Origin of the sequence: Cystobacter fuscus (genome assembly GCF_002305875.1) — a bacterium.
Lineage (GTDB): Bacteria > Myxococcota > Myxococcia > Myxococcales > Myxococcaceae > Cystobacter > Cystobacter fuscus_A.
Map to the genome: position 1 here is coordinate 705953 of NZ_CP022098.1, position 21128 is coordinate 727080.

Sequence of the window (21128 nt, forward strand, 5' to 3'; positions counted from 1 at the left end):
CCCGCTCGCTCCACTACCCTCGGGGCTCATGCTTCCTGCCCTCGGAGCGTAGGGGAGAATCGGCAAGTGCACAGGTCATCGCGGCGACCGCATCCTCCACGATGCTCGTGTGCCACCGCGGGGGGCTCCACGCTCGTGGCGTCTGGGTTCATGAATACCTTTTCGCGCGAATCGCCATACACCCCTGGCGGAAAGGTCTGAATGCTCATGTCCAATCTTCAGGTACGTGATGTTTCGGCGGCGGCCTTCGCGGTCCTCACCGAGCGGGAGCTCGCCGACATCCGGCGCAACGAAGGCGCGCGCGTCATCCAGCATGGCCGTCATTACTGGGAGCAGACCGGCGCACCCGGGTTCTTCCAGCCCGTGCATCTGCTGGCACGCCTGAATCCCGAGGAGGCAACCAGGCCCACGCCGTGGAGCTGGGGCTATCGCGCCACGTTGGCGCCGAACGCCGCCAGCGCCGCGAATGGCTCCGTCCCCGTCCTGCGGCTGCCGGACCTGGCGAATTACGAAGTCAACAGCCTCTCGGCGAACCGGAGGAACAAGCTCAGGAAATGCCAGAGGCTCGTCAGGATCGTTCAGTTGACCGGCCCCGAGCTCCTGGAGGAGCAGGGTCATGCGCTGATCCTCGATGCGCTCTCACGAACCCAGCACAAGAAACCTCCCTCGCGTGAGCAATATCTCGAGCAGGTGAAGAAATACTTCCGAGGCAACCACTGGTGCGTCCTCGCGGGCATCATCGAGGGCAAGCTGGGCGGGTACCTGGATGGCTATGTGGTGGATGGTGTCGCGTATGGGGCCAACGCGTACTACGCCACGTGGGCGCTGCCGACCAACATCTCCACCGGGTTGGTCTTCGAGTTCGCGCAGCTCTGCCGCAGGCTCGAGTGCGTGCATACGTTCACGGGGGGCCTTCATTCACGCGAGGTCCCCCAGTTGAGCCAGTTCAAGGATGACATGGGATTCGTCGTGGACCCACTCCCCATCAAATGGGAGATGAGCCCGCTCGCGCGGACGTTCATCCGCATGCACCGTCCCCATGCGTACTACCGGCTGACGGGGACGGAGTGAAATCCTTCCACGTCCGCGACAGCACCCTGCCCGTGTGGCCAAGGTGGATGTCCTGTGGGGAATGAGCGAGGCCGCGAGCGTTGGTCGGAGGACGTGCCGGACGGGGGCTCCGGTTCCCGGGACTCCATGGCGGGTGCATAGCTTGGCGAGCCATGTCCCCGTGTCCTCCGCTCCTGGAGTCCGTATGCCTGACGTCGCTCCGCCCGAAGCCGTGAAGGAGCGCTTCCTCCTGTCCCTGGAGGCATTCGACGCCCTGCTGGCGGCGCTGCGGAGCGATGGCTGGCGACTGATGGGTCCCACCGTGAGGGATGGCGCCATCGACCATGCGGAGATCCGGGGGCGGGAGGAACTGCCCCGGGGCATGACGGAGGTGCAGGTGGCGGGCGCCTACCGGCTGGCCCGGCGCGAGGATGGGGCGTTCTTCGGCTACGCGGTGGGCCCCAGGTCCTGGAAGCACCTGCTCTTCCTCCCCAAGACACGGCTGTTCCGCGCGCACCGCCAGGAGGAGGGGTTCCAGGTGGAGCCGGAGCCCACCGAGCCTCCGCCCCGGCTGGCCCTCATCGGGGCGCGCTCGTGTGATCTGCACGCCATCGCCGTCCAGGACCGCACCTTCCTGGAGGGCCCCTACGAGGACCCCGACTACGCGGCGCGCCGCGAGCGGCTCTTCGTGGTGGCGGTGAACTGCGGACAGGCCGGAGGCACCTGCTTCTGTGTGTCGATGCGGACCGGTCCGCGCGCCACCTTCGGCTTCGACGTGGCCCTCACCGAGCTGCTCGAGGGCGGACACCGCTTCCTCGCGGAGCCGGGCAGCGAGCGCGGCGCGGCGTTGCTGGCACGCGTGGGCGCCACTCCCGCCCGGGAGCCGGACACCCGGGCCGCCGACGCGGTGGTGGAGCGCACCGCCCAGAGCATGGGTCGCGTCATGGACACCACGGACATCAAGGGGCTGCTCTACCGCAACCAGGAGCACCCGCGCTGGGACAACGTCTCCGAGCGCTGCCTGGGATGCACCAACTGCACCCTGGTGTGCCCCACCTGCTTCTGCGCCACGGTGGAGGACACGACGGATCTGCTCGGGGGCGTGGCCGAGCGCTGGCGGCGCTGGGACTCGTGCTTCACCCTGGACCACTCCTATCTGCACGGGGGCAGCGTCCGTCACGCCCTGCGCTCGCGCTACCGGCAGTGGCTCACCCACAAGGTGGCGAGCTGGTGGGATCAGTTCGGCACCTCGGGGTGCATCGGCTGCGGACGCTGCATCACCTGGTGCCCGGTGGGCATCGACATCACCGAGGAGGTGGCCGCCCTTCGCGCCACCGAGGGTGCCCGGCCAGGCGCATGAGCGAGGACGACCCCATGGCCCTGGCCCTCGCACCCCTCGAGGAACACCCCTTCCTGCGCGGCCTCTCCCCCGCGCAGGTGAAGGCCATTGCCTGCGAGGTGCGCGAGGAGTCCTTCCCCGCGGGTGCCCTGCTGCTGCGCGAGGGAGACGAGGCACGCACGCTCTTCTTGTTGCGCACCGGCCGCGTGTCGCTGGAGCTGAACATCCCCGGCCAGGGGCCCCGCCAGCTCGAGTCGCTGAAGGGGGGCGACATCCTCGGCCTGTCCTGGCTCTTTCCGCCCTACCGCTGGCACCTGGACGCGCGGGCCGTGGAGCCCGTGGAGGTCTTCGCCCTCGACGCCGCGTGCCTGCGCGGCCCCAGCCCCGAGCATCCCGTGCTGGAGCCGGCCCTGGCCATGCGCCTGGTGCGCCAGCTCTACGAGCGTCTGGAGCGCGTCCGCATGCAGCGGTTGGACCTCTACAAGGGGGGCGCATGAGCACCGGCGCCCTCTCCACGGCCCAACCGATGGCGCCGGTGCCCCTGCGCGTGCGAAGCCTGCGCCGCGAATCGGCCGATACGTTCACGGTCTCGCTGGACGTGTCCGGGCGTCCCGGAGGTTTTCCCTTCCAGCCGGGCCAGTTCAACATGCTGTATGCCCTGGGCGTGGGGGAGGTGCCCATCTCCATCAGCGGAGACCCGGGGCGCCCGGGCGAGCTGCTCCACACCATCCGTGTCGTGGGCTCCGTCACCGAGGCGCTGCGCCGCGTGGGCCGGGGCGGGTGGATGGGCGTGCGCGGCCCCTATGGTCGGCCATGGCCCCTGGAGGAGGCCCGGGGCCTGGACGTGGTGGTGGTGGCCGGAGGGCTCGGACTGGCTCCGCTGCGCTCCGTCATCCTCCACCTGCTGCGCCACCGCGAGGCGTACGGCCGGGTGTCACTGCTGGTGGGAGCCCGCTCGCCGGAAGGACTGCTGTACCGCCGCGAGCTGGCACGCTGGGGGAAGGACCCCCGGTTGAAGGTGCTCATCACCGTGGACCAGGCGGGCCCCGAGTGGAAGGAACACGTGGGCGTGGTGCCCGCGCTGCTGCGGGACATGGCGTTGGACGCCTCGCGCACCGTGGCCCTCATGTGCGGGCCCGAGGTGATGATGCGCTTCACCGTGCGCGAGCTGGAGCGCCTGGGCGTGCCCGACACGCGCATCCACCTCTCGCTGGAGCGCAACATGAAGTGCGCCGTGGGCTTCTGCGGCCACTGCCAGCTCGTCCCGTTCTTCGTGTGCAAGGACGGACCGGTGCTTCCCTACGACCGGCTCCGCCCCTTCCTGCACGTCCGCGAGGTGTGACGATGGCCCGCCGGAAGAAGCCCTCGCTCGCCGTGTGGAAGTTCGCCTCGTGCGACGGGTGCCAGCTCACCGTGCTGGACCTGGAGGACGAGCTGCTCGCGCTCGCGGATGCCGTGCGCATCGCATATTTCGCCGAGGCCACCAGCACGGCGCTGAAGGGGCCCTATGACTTGTCACTCGTGGATGGCTCCATCACCACCCCCGCGGACGCCGTGCGCATCCGCGAGGTGCGGCGCGCCTCCCGCTATCTGGTGAGCATCGGCGCGTGCGCCACGGCGGGTGGCATCCAGGCGCTGCGCAACTTCCGCGACGTGCGCGAGTTCCTCTCCACCGTCTACGCGAAGCCCGAGTACATCGAGACGCTCGCCACCTCCACCGCCATCGCGGACCACGTCCCGGTGGACTTCGAGCTGCGGGGCTGCCCCATCGACAAGTGGCAGTTGCTGGAGGTGCTCAACGCCTTCCTGAACGGGCGACGGCCCAACATCCCCGCCCACAGCGTGTGCGTGGAGTGCAAGCTGCGCGGCAACGTCTGTGTGATGGTGACGGGCACGCCCTGCCTGGGGCCGGTGACGCACGCCGGCTGTGGCGCGCTCTGCCCCACGTACCACCGCGGCTGCTACGGCTGCTTCGGGCCGATGGAGGCCCCCAACACGCCCTCGCTGGCCCGGGCCTTCCAGGCCGCCGGGCGGTCGGAGACGGAGCTCGTGCGCTCCTTCCGCAACTTCAACGCCAATGCCCCCGCGTTCCGTGAGGAGAGCGAGCGCCATGAAGAAGAATGAGCCGCGCACCCTCGAGGTGGACTACCTCACGCGCGTGGAGGGCGAGGCCTCTCTCACCGTGCGCCTGGAGGGCGACCGCGCCACGGACGTGCGCCTGGCCATCTTCGAGCCGCCCCGCTTCTTCGAGGCCCTGCTGCGGGGGCGCTCGTACCTGGAGGCGCCCGACATCACCTCGCGCATCTGCGGCATCTGCCCGGTGGCGTACCTGACGAGCGCCTGTCTCGCCATGGAGGACGCGTTGGGCGTGACGGTGGAGGGGCCGCTGCGCGCGCTGCGCCGCCTCCTCTATTGTGGCGAGTGGATCGAGAGCCACGGGCTGCATGTCTTCCTGCTGCACGCGCCGGACTTCCTCGGCTACCCGGACGCGCTCTCCATGGCGAAGCAGCATGGGGAGTGGGTCCAGCGGGGCCTGCGCATCAAGAAGGCGGGCAACTCGCTCGTTGCCCTCATGGGCGGCAGGGCCATCCATCCCATCAACGTGCGCGTGGGGGGGTTCTACCGGGCCCCCACCCGGGCCGAGCTGGAGTCGCTCCTGCCCGAGCTGCGCTGGGGGCACGACGCCACCGGGGAGTCGTTGGAGTGGATGGCCCGCTTCCCCTTCCCGGAGCTCGAGCGCGACTACGAGTTCGTCTCGCTGCGCCACCCGGACGAGTACCCCATCGCCGGAGGGCGGGTGGTGTCCTCAGAGGGGCTGGACATCGACGTGCGCGACTGGGACGCGCACTTCGTGGAGGAGCAGGTGCCATACACGAACGCGCTGCACGCGCGGCGCGTGGGACGGGGTGCCTACCTGTGCGGCCCGCTGGCCCGCTTCAACCTCAACTTCGACCGGCTGCATCCCTCGGTGCGGGAGGCCGCGCGCCGGGCCGGGCTGTCCGTGCCGTGCCGCAATCCCTTCCGCGCGCTGCTCGTGCGGCTGGTGGAGATGCTCCAGGCGTTCACCGAGGCCATCCGCCTCATCGAGGCGTATGAGGCGCCCACCGTGCCCCACGTGGACACGCCGTCCCGGGCGGCCACGGGGTACGGCGCCTCCGAGGCCCCGCGCGGGCTGCTCTACCACCGCTACACGCTCGACGCGGACGGCACCATCCAGGACGCCCGTATCGTCCCGCCCACGTCCCAGAACCAGCGCTCCATCGAGGACGACCTGCGCGTGCTGGCGCCCCAGCTCGCCTCGCGGGCCCACGCGGAAGCCACCCGGCTGGCCGAGCAGGCCATTCGCAACCACGACCCGTGCATCTCCTGCGCGACGCACTTCCTCACCCTGAAGGTGGAGCGGACATGAGCACTCGCGGACGTGTCATCGGGCTCGGCCAGGCGGCGGCCGGAGATGACCAGGTGGGACTGGCCGTCATCGAGCACTTGCGCTCGCTCGGTGCCCCCGAGTGTCTGGAATTGCTCCTGGCCCCGGAGCCGAGCGCGCTGCTCTCCCTGCTGGAGACGCCCGCCCCGGTGGTGCTGGTGGACGCGGTGCTGGCGACGCCCGCCGGCGAGGTGCTCGTGCTGGAGCCGGACGAGCTGGAGCAGCGGGGGCTCTCCACGATGTCGACGCACGGAGTGGGAGTCTCCCAGGCGGTGGCGCTGGCGAGGCTGCTGTCTCCCTCGGGGGTGTCGCCGTCCATCCGCATCGTCGGGGTGAGCATCTCCCGGCCGGAGCGCTTCCAGCGGGGGCTCTCCCCCGAGGTGGCCGCCGCCGTCCCACGCGCCGCCGAGCAGGTCCTTCGTGCCGTCTCCTCTCACGACCCAGGAGCGTTTCCATGCATGAGTCCACGCTAGCCCGGTGGGTGCTCAAGACCGTTCTCCAGCATTCCCTCTCCGAGCGGGCCTCGCGCGTGCGCGTGGTGCGGGGTTGGGTGGCGGAGACCGAGTCCCTCTCCGCCGAGAGCCTGTCCTTCCACTTCGCCGCCCACGCCCGGGGCACGAGCGCGGAGGGTGCCCGGCTTCAGTTGGAGCTCATCCACGTGGAGGCACGCTGCCGGGCCTGTGACCGCACCTATGCCCCCGAGCACCACCTCCTGCTGTGCCCGGGGTGTGGGAGCACCGACGGGGAGCTGCTCGGGCGCACGGGGCTCGCCGTCACGGCCATCGAGGTGGAGTAGGGGATGGTGCGGCGAGCCATCACCGTGCACGGTGTGGTGCAGGGCGTGGGCTTCCGGCCCTTCGTCCATGCCGCCGCCATGGCTCGGGGACTGGCCGGCTGGGTGCGCAACCGCGCCGATGGCGTCCGCATCGAGGTGGAGGGGCCGGAGCCCGCGGTGGAGGACTTCGTGAAGGCCCTCTCGCGCGAGGCCCCTCCCGCGGCCCGCCTCACCCACGTCCTGGTCTCCGAGGTGCACCCCCGGCACGAGCGCGCCTTCCACATCCTCGCCAGCGATCCGGATGCGCCCCCGCGGCCCACCGTGCCCGCGGACCTGGCCACCTGCCCGGAGTGTCTGGCGGAAGTGGCCTCGCCCGGGCAGCGGCGCTTCCGCTACCCGTTCACCCACTGCACCCGCTGCGGGCCCCGCTGGACGCTCATCGAGTCGCTTCCCTATGACCGGTCGCGCACGTCCATGAAGGGCTTCACCCCCTGCGCGGACTGCGCGGCCGAGTACCGCGACCCCGCGGACCGGCGCTTCCATGCCCAGCCCATCGCCTGCCCCGTGTGTGGGCCGCGTGTGTCGTTGCTCGCGCCGGATGGCTCGCGGCTCGCGCGGGACGAGGCGGCGCTGCGGGGAGCGGTGGAGACGGTGCGCGAGGGCCGGGTGCTCGCCCTGCGGGGGATGGGAGGTTTCCACCTCCTGGTGGATGCCACGAGCCCCGAGGCCGTGACGCTGCTGCGCGAGCGCAAGCGCCGCCCGGACAAGCCCTTCGCGGTGATGTTCCCCTCGCTCGAGGTGCTGCGCTCGCACTGCGAGGTGTCCCCGGAGGAAGCCGCGGTGCTCACCTCGCCGGCCGCTCCCATCCTCCTGCTCCACAAGCGCATGCCCGGAGGCGAGGGCGCCATCGCGGAGGCCGTGGCCCCCGGCAATCCATGGCTCGGCGCCTTGCTGCCCTACACGCCTCTGCACGTGTTGTTGCTCGAAGCCGCCGGCCGCCCCCTGGTGTGCACCAGCGGGAACCTCTCCGATGAGCCCCTCTGCATCGCCCCGGGCGAAGCCCTGACGCGGCTGCGCGAGGTGGCCGACCGCTTCCTCGTCCACGACCGGCCCATCGTCCGCCCCGTGGATGACTCCGTGGCGCGCCTGCTGCCCGAGGGGCTCCAGGTGCTGCGGCGCGCGCGGGGGTACGCGCCCCTTCCCCTGCCGCTTCCAGGGGCACCGTGCCTGCTCGGGCTCGGCGGGCAGTTGAAGAGCACCGTGGCCCTGTGCGTGGGCGAGCAGGTGGTGGTGAGCCAGCACCTCGGGGACCTCGGCTCGCCCGAGGGCTCGCGGCTCCTGGAGCGCACCGCCGAGGAGTTGCGGCGACTGCTGGACGCGCGCCCGGTGGCGCTCGCGTGCGACCTCCATCCGGACTACGTCTCCACGCGGCTCGCCGAGCGCCTCTCGGGCGAGTGGGGCGTGCCCCTGGTGCGTGTGCAGCACCACCACGCCCACGTCGCGGCCTGCATGGCCGAGCACGGACTCGTGGGGCCGGTGCTCGGCCTCGCCTGGGATGGGGCCGGGCTCGGGACGGATGGCACGCTCTGGGGGGGCGAGGCCCTCGTCGTCGAGGGGGCGGCCTTCCGCCGTGTGGCGCACCTGCGACCCTTCTCCCTGCCCGGAGGCGAGCGGGCCCTGCGCGAGCCGAGGCGGGCCGCGCTCGGGTTGGTGCACGAGGTGCGAGGCGCCGGGGCCCTCGACTCCCTCCGGGAGTGCTTCACGGCGCGGGAGGGTGAGGTGCTCGTGGCGATGCTCGCCCGCGGGCTCCAGTCACCGAGGACCACCAGCATGGGCCGGCTGTTCGACGCCGTCGCGGCGCTCTCCGGCATCCGCGCGCGGGCGGGCTTCGAGGGACAGGCGGCCATGGCGCTCGAGTACGCCGCGGGGGAAGGGGAGGCGGAGCCCTATCCACTGCCCCTGGGGAACGGAGCCCCCGCGGTGGCGGATTGGGAGCCGCTGCTCGAGGCGTTGCTGGACGAGCGGAAGCGCGGCGTTCCCGCGCCGCTCTTGGCCGCCCGGTTCCATGCCGCGCTGGCGGTGCTCGCCGAGTCCATCGCGGTGCGCGTGGGCCTGCCGCGCGTGGTGCTCTCGGGCGGGTGCTTCCAGAACCCGCGTCTGCTGCGCGACGTCCAGGCGCGACTGCGCGCGCGGGGATTCGAGGTGTTCTGGCCGCGGCACTATCCCCCCAACGATGGCGGACTGTCCCTGGGACAGGTCGCGGTCGCGGCCCGCTGGCTCGAGGAGGCGCACGATGTGTCTCGGAATCCCCGGTGAGGTGCTCTCCGCGGTGGACGGCCCGCTGCGTATGGGCCGGGTGGCCTTCGGCGGCGTCACCAAGGACGTGTGTCTGGCCTATGTCCCCGAGGCCACGCCCGGTGACTTCGTGGTGGTGCACGCCGGCTTCGCCATCAGCCGGGTCGATCCCGAGGGCGCGCGGCGCGTCTTCGCCTACCTGGAGGAGATCGGCGGGACGGACGAAGTGCGAGAGGGGGAGTCGCGATGAGGTACGTGGAAGAGTACCGGGGCGCGGACGAGGCCCGGCGGTATGCGCGGGCGCTCCAGTCGCTGGTGACGCGGCCCTGGACGTTGATGGAGGTGTGTGGCGGACAGACGCACGCCATCGTCCGCTTCGGCATCGATCAGTTGCTTCCGCCGCAAATCACACTGCTGCACGGCCCGGGCTGCCCGGTGTGCGTCACGCCGGTGGAGATGCTGGACAAGGCGCTGGCCATCGCCTCGCGCCCCGGCGTGGTCTTCTGCTCGTTCGGCGACATGCTCCGGGTGCCCGGCTCGGGGAGGGACCTGCTGTCCGTGAAGGCCGCGGGCGGGGACGTGCGCATCGTCTACTCGCCCATGGACGCGCTGGCCCTGGCCGAGCGGCTGCCGGAACGCGAGGTCGTCTTCTTCGCCGTGGGGTTCGAGACCACCGCGCCCGCGTGTGCCATGGCCGTCCACGAGGCGAGGCGGCGCGGGCTGCGCAACTTCTCCCTCCTGGTGGCGCACGTGCTGGTGCCCCCGGCGATGGAGGCCCTGCTCGCGGCCCCTGGCCGGCGGATGGATGGCTTCCTGGCCGCGGGCCACGTGTGCACCATCATGGGCATGGAGGCCTACGAGCCCCTCGCCCGCGCGTACCGCGTGCCCATCGTCGTCACGGGCTTCGAGCCGTTGGACCTGCTGCAGGGCATCCACATGTGCGTGGCACAGCTCGAGTCCGGGCGGGCCACGGTGGAGAACCAGTACGCCCGCGCCGTCCGCGTGGTCGGCAACGAGAGCGCCCAGGCCATGTTGCGCGAGGTGTTCGAGGTGGTGCCGAGGACGTGGCGCGGCATCGGCCCCATCGCGGCGAGCGGCCTGGGACTGCGCGCCGCCTTCGCGGACTGGGACGCCGCGCGCAAGTTCGACGTCGTCTCCGTGGGAGGACGCGAGGACGCCGGGTGCCAGAGCGGCCTCGTGCTCCAGGGCCGGCTCAAGCCCCCCGAGTGCCCCGCGTTCGGTACCCGCTGCACCCCCGACACGCCGCTCGGCGCGACGATGGTGTCGTCCGAGGGGGCGTGCGCCGCCTACTACCGCTACCGGAGGTTCCAGTCCCCATGTCCGCCGACCTCGCCCTGAGCTGCCCCATGCCCCTGGGACGCCACACCACCGTGCAGCTCGCCCACGGTGGGGGAGGGCGCCTCATGCGCCAACTGCTGGAGGACATCTTCCTGGAGGACTTCCGCGCTCCAGCCCTCGCCGAGCGCCATGACAGCGCGGTGGTGCCGCTCGGAGGGCAGCGGCTGGCCTTCACCACGGACTCCTATGTGGTGATGCCCCGCTTCTTCCCGGGCGGAAACATCGGGACGCTCGCGGTCCACGGCACGGTGAACGATCTGGCCATGGCCGGCGCGAAGCCCCTGTACCTGAGCGCGGGCTTCATCCTCGAGGAGGGGCTGGCGTTGGACGAGCTGCGCCGGGTGGTGGCCTCCATGCGCGAGGCCGCGCGGGAGTGTGGCGTGGAGATCGTCACGGGAGACACCAAGGTGGTGGATCGGGGCAAGGCGGACGGGCTCTTCATCAACACCTCGGGCGTGGGCCGGGTCCTCGAGGGCGTGTCCGTCCATCCCCGGCGCGTGACACCTGGAGACGCGGTGCTCGTCTCCGGGGACGTGGGGCGGCACGGCATCGCGGTGCTCTCGGTGCGCGAGGGGCTCGCCTTCGACACGCCGGTGGTGAGCGATTGCGCCTCGCTCGCTCCGCTGGTGGAGGCCCTCTTCGAGGCGGGCGTGGAGGTGCACTGCCTGCGCGATACCACGCGTGGGGGGCTGGCCACCGCGCTCAATGAGATCGCGCTCGACGCCGGGGTGGGGCTCGTGGTGGACGAGCCCGCCGTGCCGGTGGACGCATCCGTGGCGGGAGCCTGTGAGCTGCTGGGGTTGGATCCACTCTATGTGGCCTGCGAGGGCCGCATGGTGGCCTTCGTCCCCGAGCCCCAGGTGGAGCGGGCGCTGGAGGTGCTGGTCCGTCACCCGCTCGGCGCCGGGGCCGCGCGCATCGGCCGCGTCACCGAGGGGCCCGCGGGCATGGTCTCCCTGCGCACGCGGCTCGGTGGACAGCGGCTGCTGGACCTGCTTTCCGGGGAGCAGCTCCCGCGCATCTGTTGATCGCCTGAGCGGGCCCGGCTACGCCGGGACGGTGCGGCGCACGGTTGCCCTTCGCGTCAATGGGGTGATGGCGGCTCGCCGCCCTCCTGCTTCCGTGCCTCGCCGGGCCGCTCGCGCAGCCAGCGCAGCAGGTCGATGTACGAGAGGATCCCCAGCAGCCGCTCCTCCTCATCCACCACCGGAATCGCGCCTATCCGCTCGTCGGTGAAGATCTCCAGCGCCTGGGCGACGGGTGCCCCGGAGCGCAAGGAGAGTGGGTCGGGCGTCATCGCTTCGCCCAGCCGCACATCCAACGCCTCGCGGGCCGCACGGGGCCATTCTCGCGCCCCCCCGCCCAGCCGCTCGCGCAGGTCGCGCTCGGAGAGGATGCCCACCAGCCGCTCGTCTTCATCCACCACCGGCAGGTGCCGCACGTCCGCGTCGATGAGCACCCCGGCCGCCTCCTCCAGTGTCGCATCCGGTCCGAGCGTGTAGGGCTCGTGCGTCATCAGCGTGTCGACGGGCAGCTCCCACGGGTCGCCGGGCGCGGACAGATGCTCGCCCGCCATGGCGGCGAGCAGATCTCCATCGGTCAGGATGCCCACCATGTGCCCGCTCGCATCGACCACTGGGAGCGAGTGGACCTGGGCCTTGCGCATCGCCCGTGCGGCCACGGAAAGGCTCTCGTTCTCGGGGATCTTCTCCACGGGGCAGGACAGCAGATCCCTCACGCGCACCCAGCGCTCCCTGCCGAGCAGGAGCGCTTCCTCGAGGACGTCCATCCTCGTCACCATGCCGACGAGGCGACTGTTCGCGCCGACGACGGGAAGGTGCCGGACATGGCGGAACTTCTTGAGCAGCTCCTCCAGGGGCAGTGCCTCGCTCGCGTGGAGGGTGGAGACCTTCTGGCTCATCACGTCGCGTACACACAGCCGCGACGTCAGGGGCACGCTGGCATGCTCCCCGGGTTTGGGAGTCCCATGGGTGAATTCAGGGGTGGACTCTGGCCGAGCCGTACCGGGCCCGGGCGGTTCCGGATGATTGGATGCCATGGTGCCCTCCTGCGGCGGTGAGCCGCTGACCTCTCCCTTGAAGTTCAGGATGCTGGAGGCGTGGAGCAATCCGCTCTCGTCCCTTCCTCCGCCGGACGCTCGGGACGACGAGGGACTTCCGGGCTACTCCCCGGACCGGGGTCTCGCCCCCGAGGCGATCGCCGGCGCGTCGCCCCAGGCGCTCCTCGAGCCACTCCGAGGCTGACCCGGTGGCCACCAGCCGCGCGCCATGCTCGGACGCCAGCGCATCGAGCAGCAGCGTCCCCGCCTCTCCGCGGAATCCGTTGTCGTTTGCACCAAGAGGATGAGCGGAGCCACGGCCGCCCGTTTGAATTCATTTTCTTGGGCGGGGCCCGGGGTTGCGGTGAGACAGGCAGTGCGCTAATGCTCTAACCGTGCTGCGCCTGCTCCTGGTCATCGCGATGGTGAATGGCCTGGTGCCTTCCTTCGGGGAGGCGCTCGAGGCAGTCGTTCACTATGTCGCCTCCGGCCACGTGGCGCACTTCGAGTCGGGTGAGACCGACTTGAATACGGGCAAGGAGCATGGCTGCGGCCCCACGGACCACCATTGCCGGTGCTGTGCGAGCCAATCGGTCATTCCCGTCGTGGTGCACCGTTGGGTGCTCGTGGACGTGGTGGAATCGCCACGAACTCCCTTCGTCCACGAGAAGGTCGCCGAGGGGATGCGTGCTCGCCTCCTACGGCCTCCCATATCCGCCTAGCGGCTGGCGTTCCTCCGTGAGTGCCCCTTTCGGGGCATGAACATGCGCTCCGCGCGGTCTGTCGAAGGCTCGTGTCTGTCATTCGCCCGGGTGGCTGAGGCCCCAGGGCGGACGATTCGATGCGGCCTGAGAGTCGCGCCGAGCAGGACGCGAGGAGTCCGGCCGAACATCGCTCGCGGGTAGCCATCCCCACGTCCGCGGGTGCCCCCACGATCTCTGGCGGTGAACCGGAGCTTGGTCATGCCCCGGAGCCCAGGCGGTGTGTCCGCCTCGGGACTCCCAGGGCCATTGCCAGCCCGGCACCGCCTTGGACCAGGCCTCCCTTCCTTCCGTTGGTGAGTCACGTGCTCGCACGCCTTCGCATCACATGCCTGCTGTTATTCGTGGCGGCTCCCGCCCTCGCGGCCCGCTCGCTGACCCTGGACGAGTCGGTTGCCCTCGCGCTCGAGCGCAGCCCCCGTCTCGTTTCCGCCCGGGCCGACGCCGCCGCGGCCCGGGCCCGGCTGCGAGGTGCCTCCCTGCTCTCGCAGGCGAACCCGGAACTCCAAGGCTCCGTGGGCCCCCGATTGAAGGACACGGGCGGCAACAGCATCGACGTGGGGGTGGGGTTGAGTCAGCGGCTCGAGGTCTTCGGTCAGCGCGGCGCGCGCAAGGAGTCCGCCGAGGCACAGCTCACCGCGAGCGACGCGCGGCTCGAGGCGCTGCGGGTGCAACTCGCCTCCGAGGTGCGGGAGGCCTTCGCCAGGGCGCTGGCGGCCGAACAGCTGGCGCTCCTGGCCGGTGAGGGACGCTCCCTCGCGGAACAATCCCTGAAGGCCGCGGGGGAGCGCCGGGCGGCGGGTGCCGCCTCCCTCATCGAGGTGAATACCGCGCGCGTGGAGTTGGGGAGGGCCGCCCGAGAGGTGGCGCTCGTGGCACAGCGGCGGATCGTGGCACTGGCGGAGTTCCGTCTGCTGCTGGGCCTGGAGCCTTCCGAGGAGCTGGTGCTCCAGGGCGGCTTGCGGCCGGGTTCCCCCGCGCCCCTGCCCCTCGACGCGCTCGTGGAGCGGGCCCTCGCGCGACGGGCCGACGTGAAAGCGGCGCGCTCCGAATTGGAAGCGGCGCGCGCGGAGGCGACGCTCGCCGCGCGCGAGGCGCTGCCCACCCCCCGGCTCGGGGCCAGCTACAGCCGCGAGGAAGGCGCGAACATCATCCAGGGCACGCTCGGCATCGAGCTGCCCTTCTTCAACCGCAACCAGGCGGCCCGCGGTGTCGGTGCCGCGCGGGTGGCCCAGGCCGAGGCGTCACTCGAGGCCACGGAGCGGCTCGTGCGCTCGGAAGTCGGGCTCGCCCTGGAGCGCCACCGGGTGGCGAGCGCCGCGGCCGAGGTGTTCAACGAGGAGGTGCTGGCGGCACTCCAGCAGAACCTCGAGCTGGTCAACGAGGCGTACCGGTCCGGCAAGGTGGACTTCCTCCAGCTTCTCCTCATCCGACGAGACGCCCTCGACGCGCGGCGCGGCTACATCGAAACGCTCGAGGAGCTCGCCAACGCGGATGCACAACTCAAGCGGGCAGTCGGGAGCATCCAATGAATTTGAATTCTCGTACGTTGTTGTCTCTCGCGCTGTCATCCACCCTGCTGCTCGCCTGTCGCGGCAAGGGAGGCGCGCAATCCGACGCCCGGGAAGACGCGGCCGCCCAGGCCCACGGTGATGCGGACCAGGGAGGGGAAGGGAAGGCCCACGGCGCAGGCGGTGCGCATGAGGAGGTCATCCAGCTCACTCCCGAAGCGGTGCGCTCGGCGCAGTTGAAGACGGAGACGGTGCAGCGCAAGGCGCTCGCCGTGGGGCTCGCCGTCCCAGGGCGCGTGGCCTTCACCCAGATGGGGGTGGCCCGGGTGGCGGCCCGGGTTCCAGGCCGACTCGCCAGCATTGAAGCCTCGCTCGGCCAGAAGGTGAAGAAGGGCCAGGCGCTGGGCTACCTGGAGAGCCCGGAGCTTGGCCGAGCCCGCGCCGACTATCTCTCCGCCGCCACCAAGACACGGGTGGCCGAGGACAACTTCCGCCGGGAGAAGGAGCTCTTCGCCAAGGGCATCAGCAGCGAGCGGGAAATGCGCGAGGCGGAGAGCGCCTTCGTCACCGCCCAGGCGGAGCGCAACGCGGCCGATGGGCGGCTGCACGCGGTCGGCCTCTCGGACGCGGAAATCGCCGCCCTGCGCGGAAACGAGCACTACAGCTCTCGCTTTCCCGCCCCCAGCCCGCTGGACGGCACGGTGGTGGAAATCGCCGGCATCGTGGGCCAGACGGTGGAAGCGGCCACGACCCTCTTCACCGTGGCCGACCTCTCCGAGCTGTGGGTGCTGCTCGACATCTCCGAGTCCCAGCTCGCCCAGGTGCGCGAGGGCCAGCCGGTGGACTTCACCGTCTCCGCGCTGCCCGAGCGGCGCTTCACGGGCCGCGTGGAGTATATCGGTGACATCGTCGACGAGAAGACGCGCACCATCCCGGTGCGCGTGGTGGTGCCCAATGCGGACAGGGCGCTCAAACCGGGCATGTTCGCCCAGGCGGAGATCTCCACGAGGGCGGAGGTCAACGCCGACGGAGGCGGTGCGCAAGCCCCGCGCGTGGTGCTTCCCCGCGAGGCCGTGCAGAAGGTGGGCGAGGAGCAGGTGGTCTTCGTCCCCTCGGGAGAAAACCAGTTCAAGCCCATCAAGGTGCGCACGGGCGCCAGCTCCGCGAAGGAGGTGGAGGTCCTCTCCGGTCTCGAGTCGGGCGCCCTGGTCGTCACGCAGGGGGCATTCATCCTCAAGTCCGAGCTCTCCAAGGAGAGCATGGGCGAGGGCCATTCCGATTAGGCGGGCGCCATGTTCGACAAGCTCATCCATTTCTCCATCAAGAACCGCGTCCTCGTCCTCGTCCTCGTCCTGTCGGTGGTTCTCATTGGCTCCGGCCTGAGCGCGCTGAGCCACCTGCCCATCGACGCCGTCCCGGACGTCACCAACGTCCAGGTGCAGGTCCTCACCTCCTCGCCGGGCCTGGGGCCGGTGGAGGTGGAGCAGTTCATCACCGTGCCCATTGAAACGGCGATGAGTGGCATGCCGGACACGGAGGAAATCCGCTCCGTCTCCAAGTTCGGCCTGTCCGTCGTCACCATCGTCTTCAAGGACGAGGTGAACATCTACTTCGCCCGCCAGCTCGTCGGAGAGCGCCTCGCCGCCGCGAAGGAGGCCATCCCCGAGGGCTACGGCACGCCGGAGATGGGACCCGTCTCCTCGGGCCTGGGCGAAATCTACCAGTTCGAGGTGAAGGGCGAGGGCAAGAGTCTCATGGAGCTGCGCAGCATCCTGGAGTGGCAGGTTTCGCCACGGCTGCGCTCCGTGCCGGGTGTCGTCGAGGTCAACGCCTTCGGCGGCGAGCTCAAGACGTACGAGGTGCAGCTCGACCCGGCGAGGCTCACCGCCTACGGGCTGTCGCTCGCGCAGGTGTTCCGCGCCCTCGAGGAGAACAACGCCAACGCCGGCGGTGCGTACATCACCCATGGGCCCGAGCAGGTGCTCATTCGCGGCGAGGGGCTCGTCGAGTCGCTGGAGGACATCGGCAACATCGTCGTCGCCACCTCGCCCCAGGGCGTCCCCGTCTACATCCGCAACGTGGCCGAGGTGAAGTTCGCCCCCAGGGTGCGCCAGGGGGCCGTCACCCGCGATGGGCGCGGAGAGGCCGTCACCGGCATCGTCATGATGCGCATCGGGGAGAACTCGCGCGAGGTGGTCAACCGCGTGAAGGAGGCCGTGGAGGCCATCCGGCCCACCCTGCCCGAAGGCGTCACCCTCGACACCTTCTACGACCGCACGGACCTCGTCCGCAAAACCATCCACACGGTCGCCAAGAACCTCATCGAGGGCGGTGTCCTGGTCATCGTCGTGCTCTTCCTCATGCTGCGCAACCTGCGCGCCGGCCTCATCGTCGCGAGCGTGATTCCACTCTGCATGCTGTGCGCCTTCATCGGCATGAGGGCGCTGGGGATCTCCGGCAACCTCATGTCGCTGGGGGCCATCGACTTCGGCCTCATCGTGGACGGCGCGCTCATCATCATCGAGAACGCCGTGCGGCACGTCGCGGAGAAGAGCCACGAGCTGGGCCGGCCACTCACCCGCGAGGAGCGCGACGAGGTGGTGTACCGCTCCGCCGTGGAGATCCGCCAGGCCGCCGCGTTCGGCGAGGCCATCATCGCCGTCGTCTACCTGCCCATCCTCGCCCTCAGCGGTGTCGAGGGAAAGATGTTCAGGCCCATGGCCATCGCCGTCATCTGCGCGTTGGCGGGGGCGTTCGTGCTCTCCCTGACGTTCGTGCCGGCGATCGCCTCGCTCTTCCTGCCCCGAAAGGCGAAGGAGGAGGAGAGCTTCATCATCCGCGGTGCCCGTCGCGTGTACGAGCCCGCGCTCGACTGGTGCCTGAAGCGGCGCGAGGCCGTGGTGGGCATCGCCGCCGCGGTGCTCGCGGCGAGTCTCGCCATCGTGCCCTTCCTGGGGGCGGAGTTCATCCCCCGGCTGGACGAGGGCGCCATCGCGCTCCAGGCATGGCGCGTTCCCTCGGTGTCCTTGGAGGAGTCCGTCCGCCAGACGGGCCTCATCGAGAAGGTGCTCAAGCGCTTCCCCGAGGTCACCACCGTCGTCTCCCGTACGGGCCGCGCCGAGATCGCCACCGACCCGATGGGCGTGGAAATCAGTGACATCTACGTCATGCTCAAGCCCCACGAGGAGTGGACGACGGCCAGCGACCGAGAGGAGCTCATCGCGCGTCTCGACGAGGCGTTGAGAAGGGAGGTAGCCGGCAGTCTCTTCAGCTACTCGCAACCGATCGAGCTGCGTGTGAGCGAGCTCATCTCCGGGGTGCGCTCGGACGTGGCGCTGAAGCTCTACGGCGAGGACATGGAGCTCCTGAAGAAGACGGGAGACCAGCTCGCCGCCGCGCTGTCGAAGGTGCCAGGAGCCGCCGACGTCAAGGCCGAACAGGTCGCGGGCCTGCCCGTCGCGCGCATCCAGGTGGACCGCCAGGCCATTGCCCGCTACGGCATCAACGCGCGGGACGTGCTGAACACCATCGAGACCATCGGCGGCAAGGAGGTGGGCACGGTCCTGGAAGGGCAGAAGCGCTTCTCCCTCCAGGCTCGCTTCGCGCCCAGCGCCCGGCAGAGCGTGGAGCAGCTCGAGGGCCTCAAGGTGTCCAGTCCCTCGGGCCAGCTCATCCCCCTCTCCCAACTGGCCAGGGTGGTGGTGGAGGAGGGCCCCGCCCAGGTGAGCCGGGAGAACATCCAGCGCCGGCTCACCATCGAGGCCAACGTGCGCGGGAGGGACCTCCAGGGCTTCGTCACCGAGGCACGGGACGTCATCGCGCGCGAGGTGAAGCTGCCGCCCGGCTACTGGCTCGACTGGGGAGGCCAGTTCGAGAATCTCCAGTCCGCCACGCGCCGGCTGGCCTTCGTGGTGCCGCTCACCCTGCTGCTCATCTTCGTGCTGCTCTACACCACGTTCAACGCGGTGCGGCCCGCCATCCTCATCTACCTCAACATTCCCTTCGCGGTGACGGGCGGCGTGCTGGCCCTGCTCGTGCGCGGCATGCCGCTGTCCATCTCCGCGGCGGTGGGGTTCATCGCCCTCTTCGGTGTGGCGGTGCTCAACGGACTCGTGCTGGTGGCCTACATCCGCAAGCTGCGCCAGGACGGACACTCGCCAGCCCAGGCCGCCCGTGACGCGGCCCACGTGCGGCTGCGGCCCGTCCTCACCACGGCACTGGTGGCCTCGCTCGGCTTCATCCCCATGGCATTCGCCAGCGGGGCGGGGGCCGAGGTGCAGAAGCCACTCGCCACCGTCGTCATCGGCGGGCTGCTCAGCTCGACGCTGCTCACCTTGCTGGTGCTGCCCTCCGTCTACATCTGGTTCGACAGGGACGGCCGCGAGCGGACGCCAGCCTCCCCGGAGAGGTCCCCGGCTCCCATGGGGGGCGCTCCCGCTCCCGAAGGGGGTGCGTCGTATGGAGGGTCATCACCGGGCTAGGGCGCCGGGAGCGCACCCGCGGCGGGCCTCAGCGTATGGCCCGCGATCTGGAACTCGCCCGCGGTGGTGCTCTTGAGCGTGAGCTGTCCGAGGTCATCGGTCACGGGGGCGCCAGCGCGGAAGGCGAAGCGGTCCGCCAGCAGCACCTCCGGGCCCGAGGGCGGCTCGAGCCAGATGCTGTACCTCCCGGCGGGCAGGTCGGCCACGATGCGCACGTGGTAGGTGGCGTTGGCCTCGTAGGGCACGGGGTTGGTGGCGGCATACCGGGTGCCGTCGTACGCGTCGAAGACGCCGGCCGGGCTCAGGCGCAGGCTCAGGGCGAGCGCGGAGCGCGACGTGACGCGGGCGGAGCTGTCGGCATAACCGATGACCCCGTCCAGGGGCCGGGTGCGCGGTGTCACATCGAACTCGGCCACCAGGACCCCGGTGTTGCCGTCGCCGAGCGCGCGCGTGCCCGCGGCGAAGCCCGGCTGGGAAGACCGGACGCCGCCCACGGTATGGCCGGACACCCGGTACTCCTCGTCCACGGCGCCGCTCTTGAGCACCACCTGGCCGAGGTCATCGATGGGCGGCGCGCCCGAGCGGAAGACGAAGCGATCCGCCAGGAGGATCTCCGCGCCGCCCGGGGGGGTGATCCAGACGCTGTACTGTCCGGCCCCGAGGTCGGTCACCATGCGCACGTGGTAGGTGGAGAGGGCCTCGTAGGGCACGGGGTTGGTGGCGGCGTAGACGGCCCCGTTGCGCACGTCGAAGAGTCCGCTCGTGTTCATGCGGATGAGCATGGAGAGCTGGGAGAAGGCGGTGACGGAGGTGGCGCTGTCGGCGTAGCCGATGACCGCGTCGAGCGGATGGTTCAAGGGCGTCACATCGAACTCGGCCACCTGGAGCCCGGTGTTGCCGCCGCCGAGCGTGTGCGTGGCCGCGGCGAAGTCGAAGCGCGAGTACCAGTCGGAGGGGAGGGGAGGCCGGGTCTGACGCTGGAAGCGGCGCACGGCCTCGAGGAAGTAGTAGTCCCCGTAGACGAGGCTCACGTCCACCTCCTGGCCGGCCGGGAAGTTGCCCACGCCATGCAGGAGGATGCCGGGGCTGGTGTCCGCCGTGTCCAGGTAGGCCGGGGAGCCGAGCGAGTCGAGCATCCGGAGGGCCGCGTTCCAATACGCCACCTTCTTGTCCGTGTCTGGGACGTAGTTGCTCAGCTCCAGCAGCGCCGAGGCGATGATGGCGGCCGCGGAGGAGTCCTTCTGGGGGGTGGGCGCATCGAGGTCCCAGTTGGGAATGGCGTCCTCGGGGAGTCGGCCCAGGTAGTAGTCGGTGACGTGCTGGGCGGCTTCCAGCATGCGTGGATCCCTCGTGTACCGATAGACCAGGGTGAAGCCATGGATGGCCCAGGCGTGCCCGCGCGCCCAGGTGGATGTGTCCGAGTACCCCTGGTAGGTGCCCCGGAAGAGCTGTGCCCCCGTGTTCGGGTCGTAATCCACCACATGGTAGGTGCTGCCATCCGGGCGCACGATGTCCGCCTGGGTCCGCAGGGCATGGTTGAGTGCCATGTCCCGCCAGCCGCTCTGCCCTCCGTTGCGCGAGGCCCACAGCAGCAGCTCCAGGTTCATCATCGTGTCGACGACCAGCGGCAGGTGCCAGTCCGGGTTCCAGTCGCAGCAACTGATGATGCCCACCCGGGGGTTGTAGCGGGAGGCCAGCGAGCCGGCCGCCCGCAGCAGCACCTGTCTGTAATAGTCGTCGTTCGTCAGCCGGTACGCGAGCCCGTAGCTGGGCAGGAACTTGAAGCCCAGGTCATGCGTCTGCACGTTGTACTGCTGGACCTCGAGTGGCTGCGTCCAGGCCTCCGCCCGCGTCCTCCAGTCGGGCTCCCTCGACTGGTCGTACATGAGCCAGAGTTCACCGGGGAAGAACCCCTGCGTCCAGCCAATCATGTTGTCGGCGGGGATGAGCAGCCAGGTTCCATCGGGCCGGGAGCTCTTGGGGTACTGACCCACGGGGAGTTCCGCCGCCGTCCGTGTGAGCTTCCGCCTGACGACTTGCAAGGTCTGGGAGGCCGCCGCCTCGTCGAAAG

The 21128-nt window shown here is 70.5% G+C and carries 19 protein-coding genes; 17 read left to right on the forward strand and 2 right to left on the reverse strand.

From position 1 onward, the window contains the following. The first annotated feature begins 201 nt into the window (after window positions 1-201). From CYFUS_RS03010 to hypE, 12 genes are all read left to right on the forward strand, one after another. Window positions 202-1071, forward strand: coding sequence for a hypothetical protein (locus tag CYFUS_RS03010; RefSeq protein WP_095983849.1), 870 nt, complete (start codon window positions 202-204; stop codon window positions 1069-1071). Window positions 1072-1255: 184 nt separating this feature from the next. Continuing rightward, complete coding sequence (locus CYFUS_RS03015; protein ID WP_095983850.1) at window positions 1256-2410, forward strand: 4Fe-4S dicluster domain-containing protein; 1155 nt, start codon at window positions 1256-1258, stop codon at window positions 2408-2410. Window positions 2411-2424: 14 nt separating this feature from the next. Beyond that, window positions 2425-2886 (forward strand): cyclic nucleotide-binding domain-containing protein, encoded by a 462-nt coding sequence (locus CYFUS_RS03020; RefSeq protein WP_232537325.1) that lies wholly within the window; start codon window positions 2425-2427, stop codon window positions 2884-2886. Further along, window positions 2883-3731: an FAD/NAD(P)-binding protein gene (locus tag CYFUS_RS03025; RefSeq protein ID WP_095983852.1), complete on the forward strand. Its 849-nt coding sequence runs from the start codon at window positions 2883-2885 to the stop codon at window positions 3729-3731. Before CYFUS_RS03020 ends, CYFUS_RS03025 begins: the two co-directional genes overlap by 4 nt. 2 nt (window positions 3732-3733) lie before the next feature. Next, window positions 3734-4513 carry an oxidoreductase gene (locus CYFUS_RS03030; protein ID WP_095983853.1) on the forward strand — a complete coding sequence of 260 codons (780 nt, stop codon included), beginning with the start codon at window positions 3734-3736 and terminating at the stop codon, window positions 4511-4513. Continuing rightward, a complete protein-coding gene (locus CYFUS_RS03035; protein WP_095983854.1) occupies window positions 4500-5798 on the forward strand; it encodes a Ni/Fe hydrogenase subunit alpha in 1299 nt (432 codons plus the stop codon). Before CYFUS_RS03030 ends, CYFUS_RS03035 begins: the two co-directional genes overlap by 14 nt. Next, window positions 5795-6289, forward strand: coding sequence for a hydrogenase maturation protease (locus CYFUS_RS03040; RefSeq protein ID WP_095983855.1), 495 nt, complete (start codon window positions 5795-5797; stop codon window positions 6287-6289). The genes CYFUS_RS03035 and CYFUS_RS03040 overlap by 4 nt, the downstream gene beginning before the upstream one ends. Beyond that, window positions 6271-6612 carry a hydrogenase maturation nickel metallochaperone HypA gene (locus CYFUS_RS03045; RefSeq protein WP_095983856.1) on the forward strand — a complete coding sequence of 114 codons (342 nt, stop codon included), beginning with the start codon at window positions 6271-6273 and terminating at the stop codon, window positions 6610-6612. Before CYFUS_RS03040 ends, CYFUS_RS03045 begins: the two co-directional genes overlap by 19 nt. A 3-nt stretch (window positions 6613-6615) precedes the next feature. Then, entirely contained in the window at window positions 6616-8907 is a 2292-nt protein-coding gene (gene hypF, locus CYFUS_RS03050) for a carbamoyltransferase HypF (protein WP_095983857.1), read from the forward strand. Next, the gene (locus CYFUS_RS03055) at window positions 8885-9136 is read left to right on the forward strand and encodes a HypC/HybG/HupF family hydrogenase formation chaperone (protein ID WP_095983858.1); all 252 of its coding nucleotides are present in this window, start codon (window positions 8885-8887) and stop codon (window positions 9134-9136) included. The genes hypF and CYFUS_RS03055 overlap by 23 nt, the downstream gene beginning before the upstream one ends. Continuing rightward, a complete protein-coding gene (gene hypD, locus CYFUS_RS03060; protein WP_095983859.1) occupies window positions 9133-10245 on the forward strand; it encodes a hydrogenase formation protein HypD in 1113 nt (370 codons plus the stop codon). The genes CYFUS_RS03055 and hypD overlap by 4 nt, the downstream gene beginning before the upstream one ends. Beyond that, window positions 10224-11273, forward strand: coding sequence for a hydrogenase expression/formation protein HypE (hypE, locus tag CYFUS_RS03065; RefSeq protein WP_095983860.1), 1050 nt, complete (start codon window positions 10224-10226; stop codon window positions 11271-11273). Before hypD ends, hypE begins: the two co-directional genes overlap by 22 nt. A gap of 56 nt (window positions 11274-11329) precedes the next feature. Here the strand turns inward: hypE and CYFUS_RS03070 are convergent, their stop codons facing one another. After that, window positions 11330-12304 carry a CBS domain-containing protein gene (locus CYFUS_RS03070; protein ID WP_157758207.1) on the reverse strand — a complete coding sequence of 325 codons (975 nt, stop codon included), beginning with the start codon at window positions 12302-12304 and terminating at the stop codon, window positions 11330-11332. Between CYFUS_RS03070 and CYFUS_RS50275 the strand changes: the two genes are divergently transcribed. The 5 genes from CYFUS_RS50275 (at window position 12303) to CYFUS_RS03090 (ending at window position 19057) form a co-directional block, all read left to right on the forward strand. After that, window positions 12303-12509: a hypothetical protein gene (locus CYFUS_RS50275; protein WP_157758208.1), complete on the forward strand. Its 207-nt coding sequence runs from the start codon at window positions 12303-12305 to the stop codon at window positions 12507-12509. The two genes, CYFUS_RS03070 and CYFUS_RS50275, sit on opposite strands and share 2 nt — an antisense overlap. 190 nt (window positions 12510-12699) lie before the next feature. After that, entirely contained in the window at window positions 12700-13026 is a 327-nt protein-coding gene (locus CYFUS_RS03075; RefSeq protein WP_232537326.1) for a hypothetical protein, read from the forward strand. Window positions 13027-13370: 344 nt separating this feature from the next. Next, complete coding sequence (locus CYFUS_RS03080) at window positions 13371-14597, forward strand: TolC family protein (protein ID WP_232537327.1); 1227 nt, start codon at window positions 13371-13373, stop codon at window positions 14595-14597. Beyond that, complete coding sequence (locus CYFUS_RS03085; RefSeq protein ID WP_095983863.1) at window positions 14594-15859, forward strand: efflux RND transporter periplasmic adaptor subunit; 1266 nt, start codon at window positions 14594-14596, stop codon at window positions 15857-15859. Before CYFUS_RS03080 ends, CYFUS_RS03085 begins: the two co-directional genes overlap by 4 nt. Before the next feature lie 9 nt (window positions 15860-15868). Beyond that, a complete protein-coding gene (locus CYFUS_RS03090) occupies window positions 15869-19057 on the forward strand; it encodes an efflux RND transporter permease subunit (protein ID WP_095983864.1) in 3189 nt (1062 codons plus the stop codon). Here CYFUS_RS03090 and CYFUS_RS03095 read toward each other — a convergent pair. Beyond that, window positions 19054-21051 (reverse strand): glycoside hydrolase family 88 protein, encoded by a 1998-nt coding sequence (locus CYFUS_RS03095; protein WP_232537328.1) that lies wholly within the window; start codon window positions 21049-21051, stop codon window positions 19054-19056. The genes CYFUS_RS03090 and CYFUS_RS03095 overlap by 4 nt on opposite strands. Between the last annotated feature and the right edge of the window lie 77 nt (window positions 21052-21128).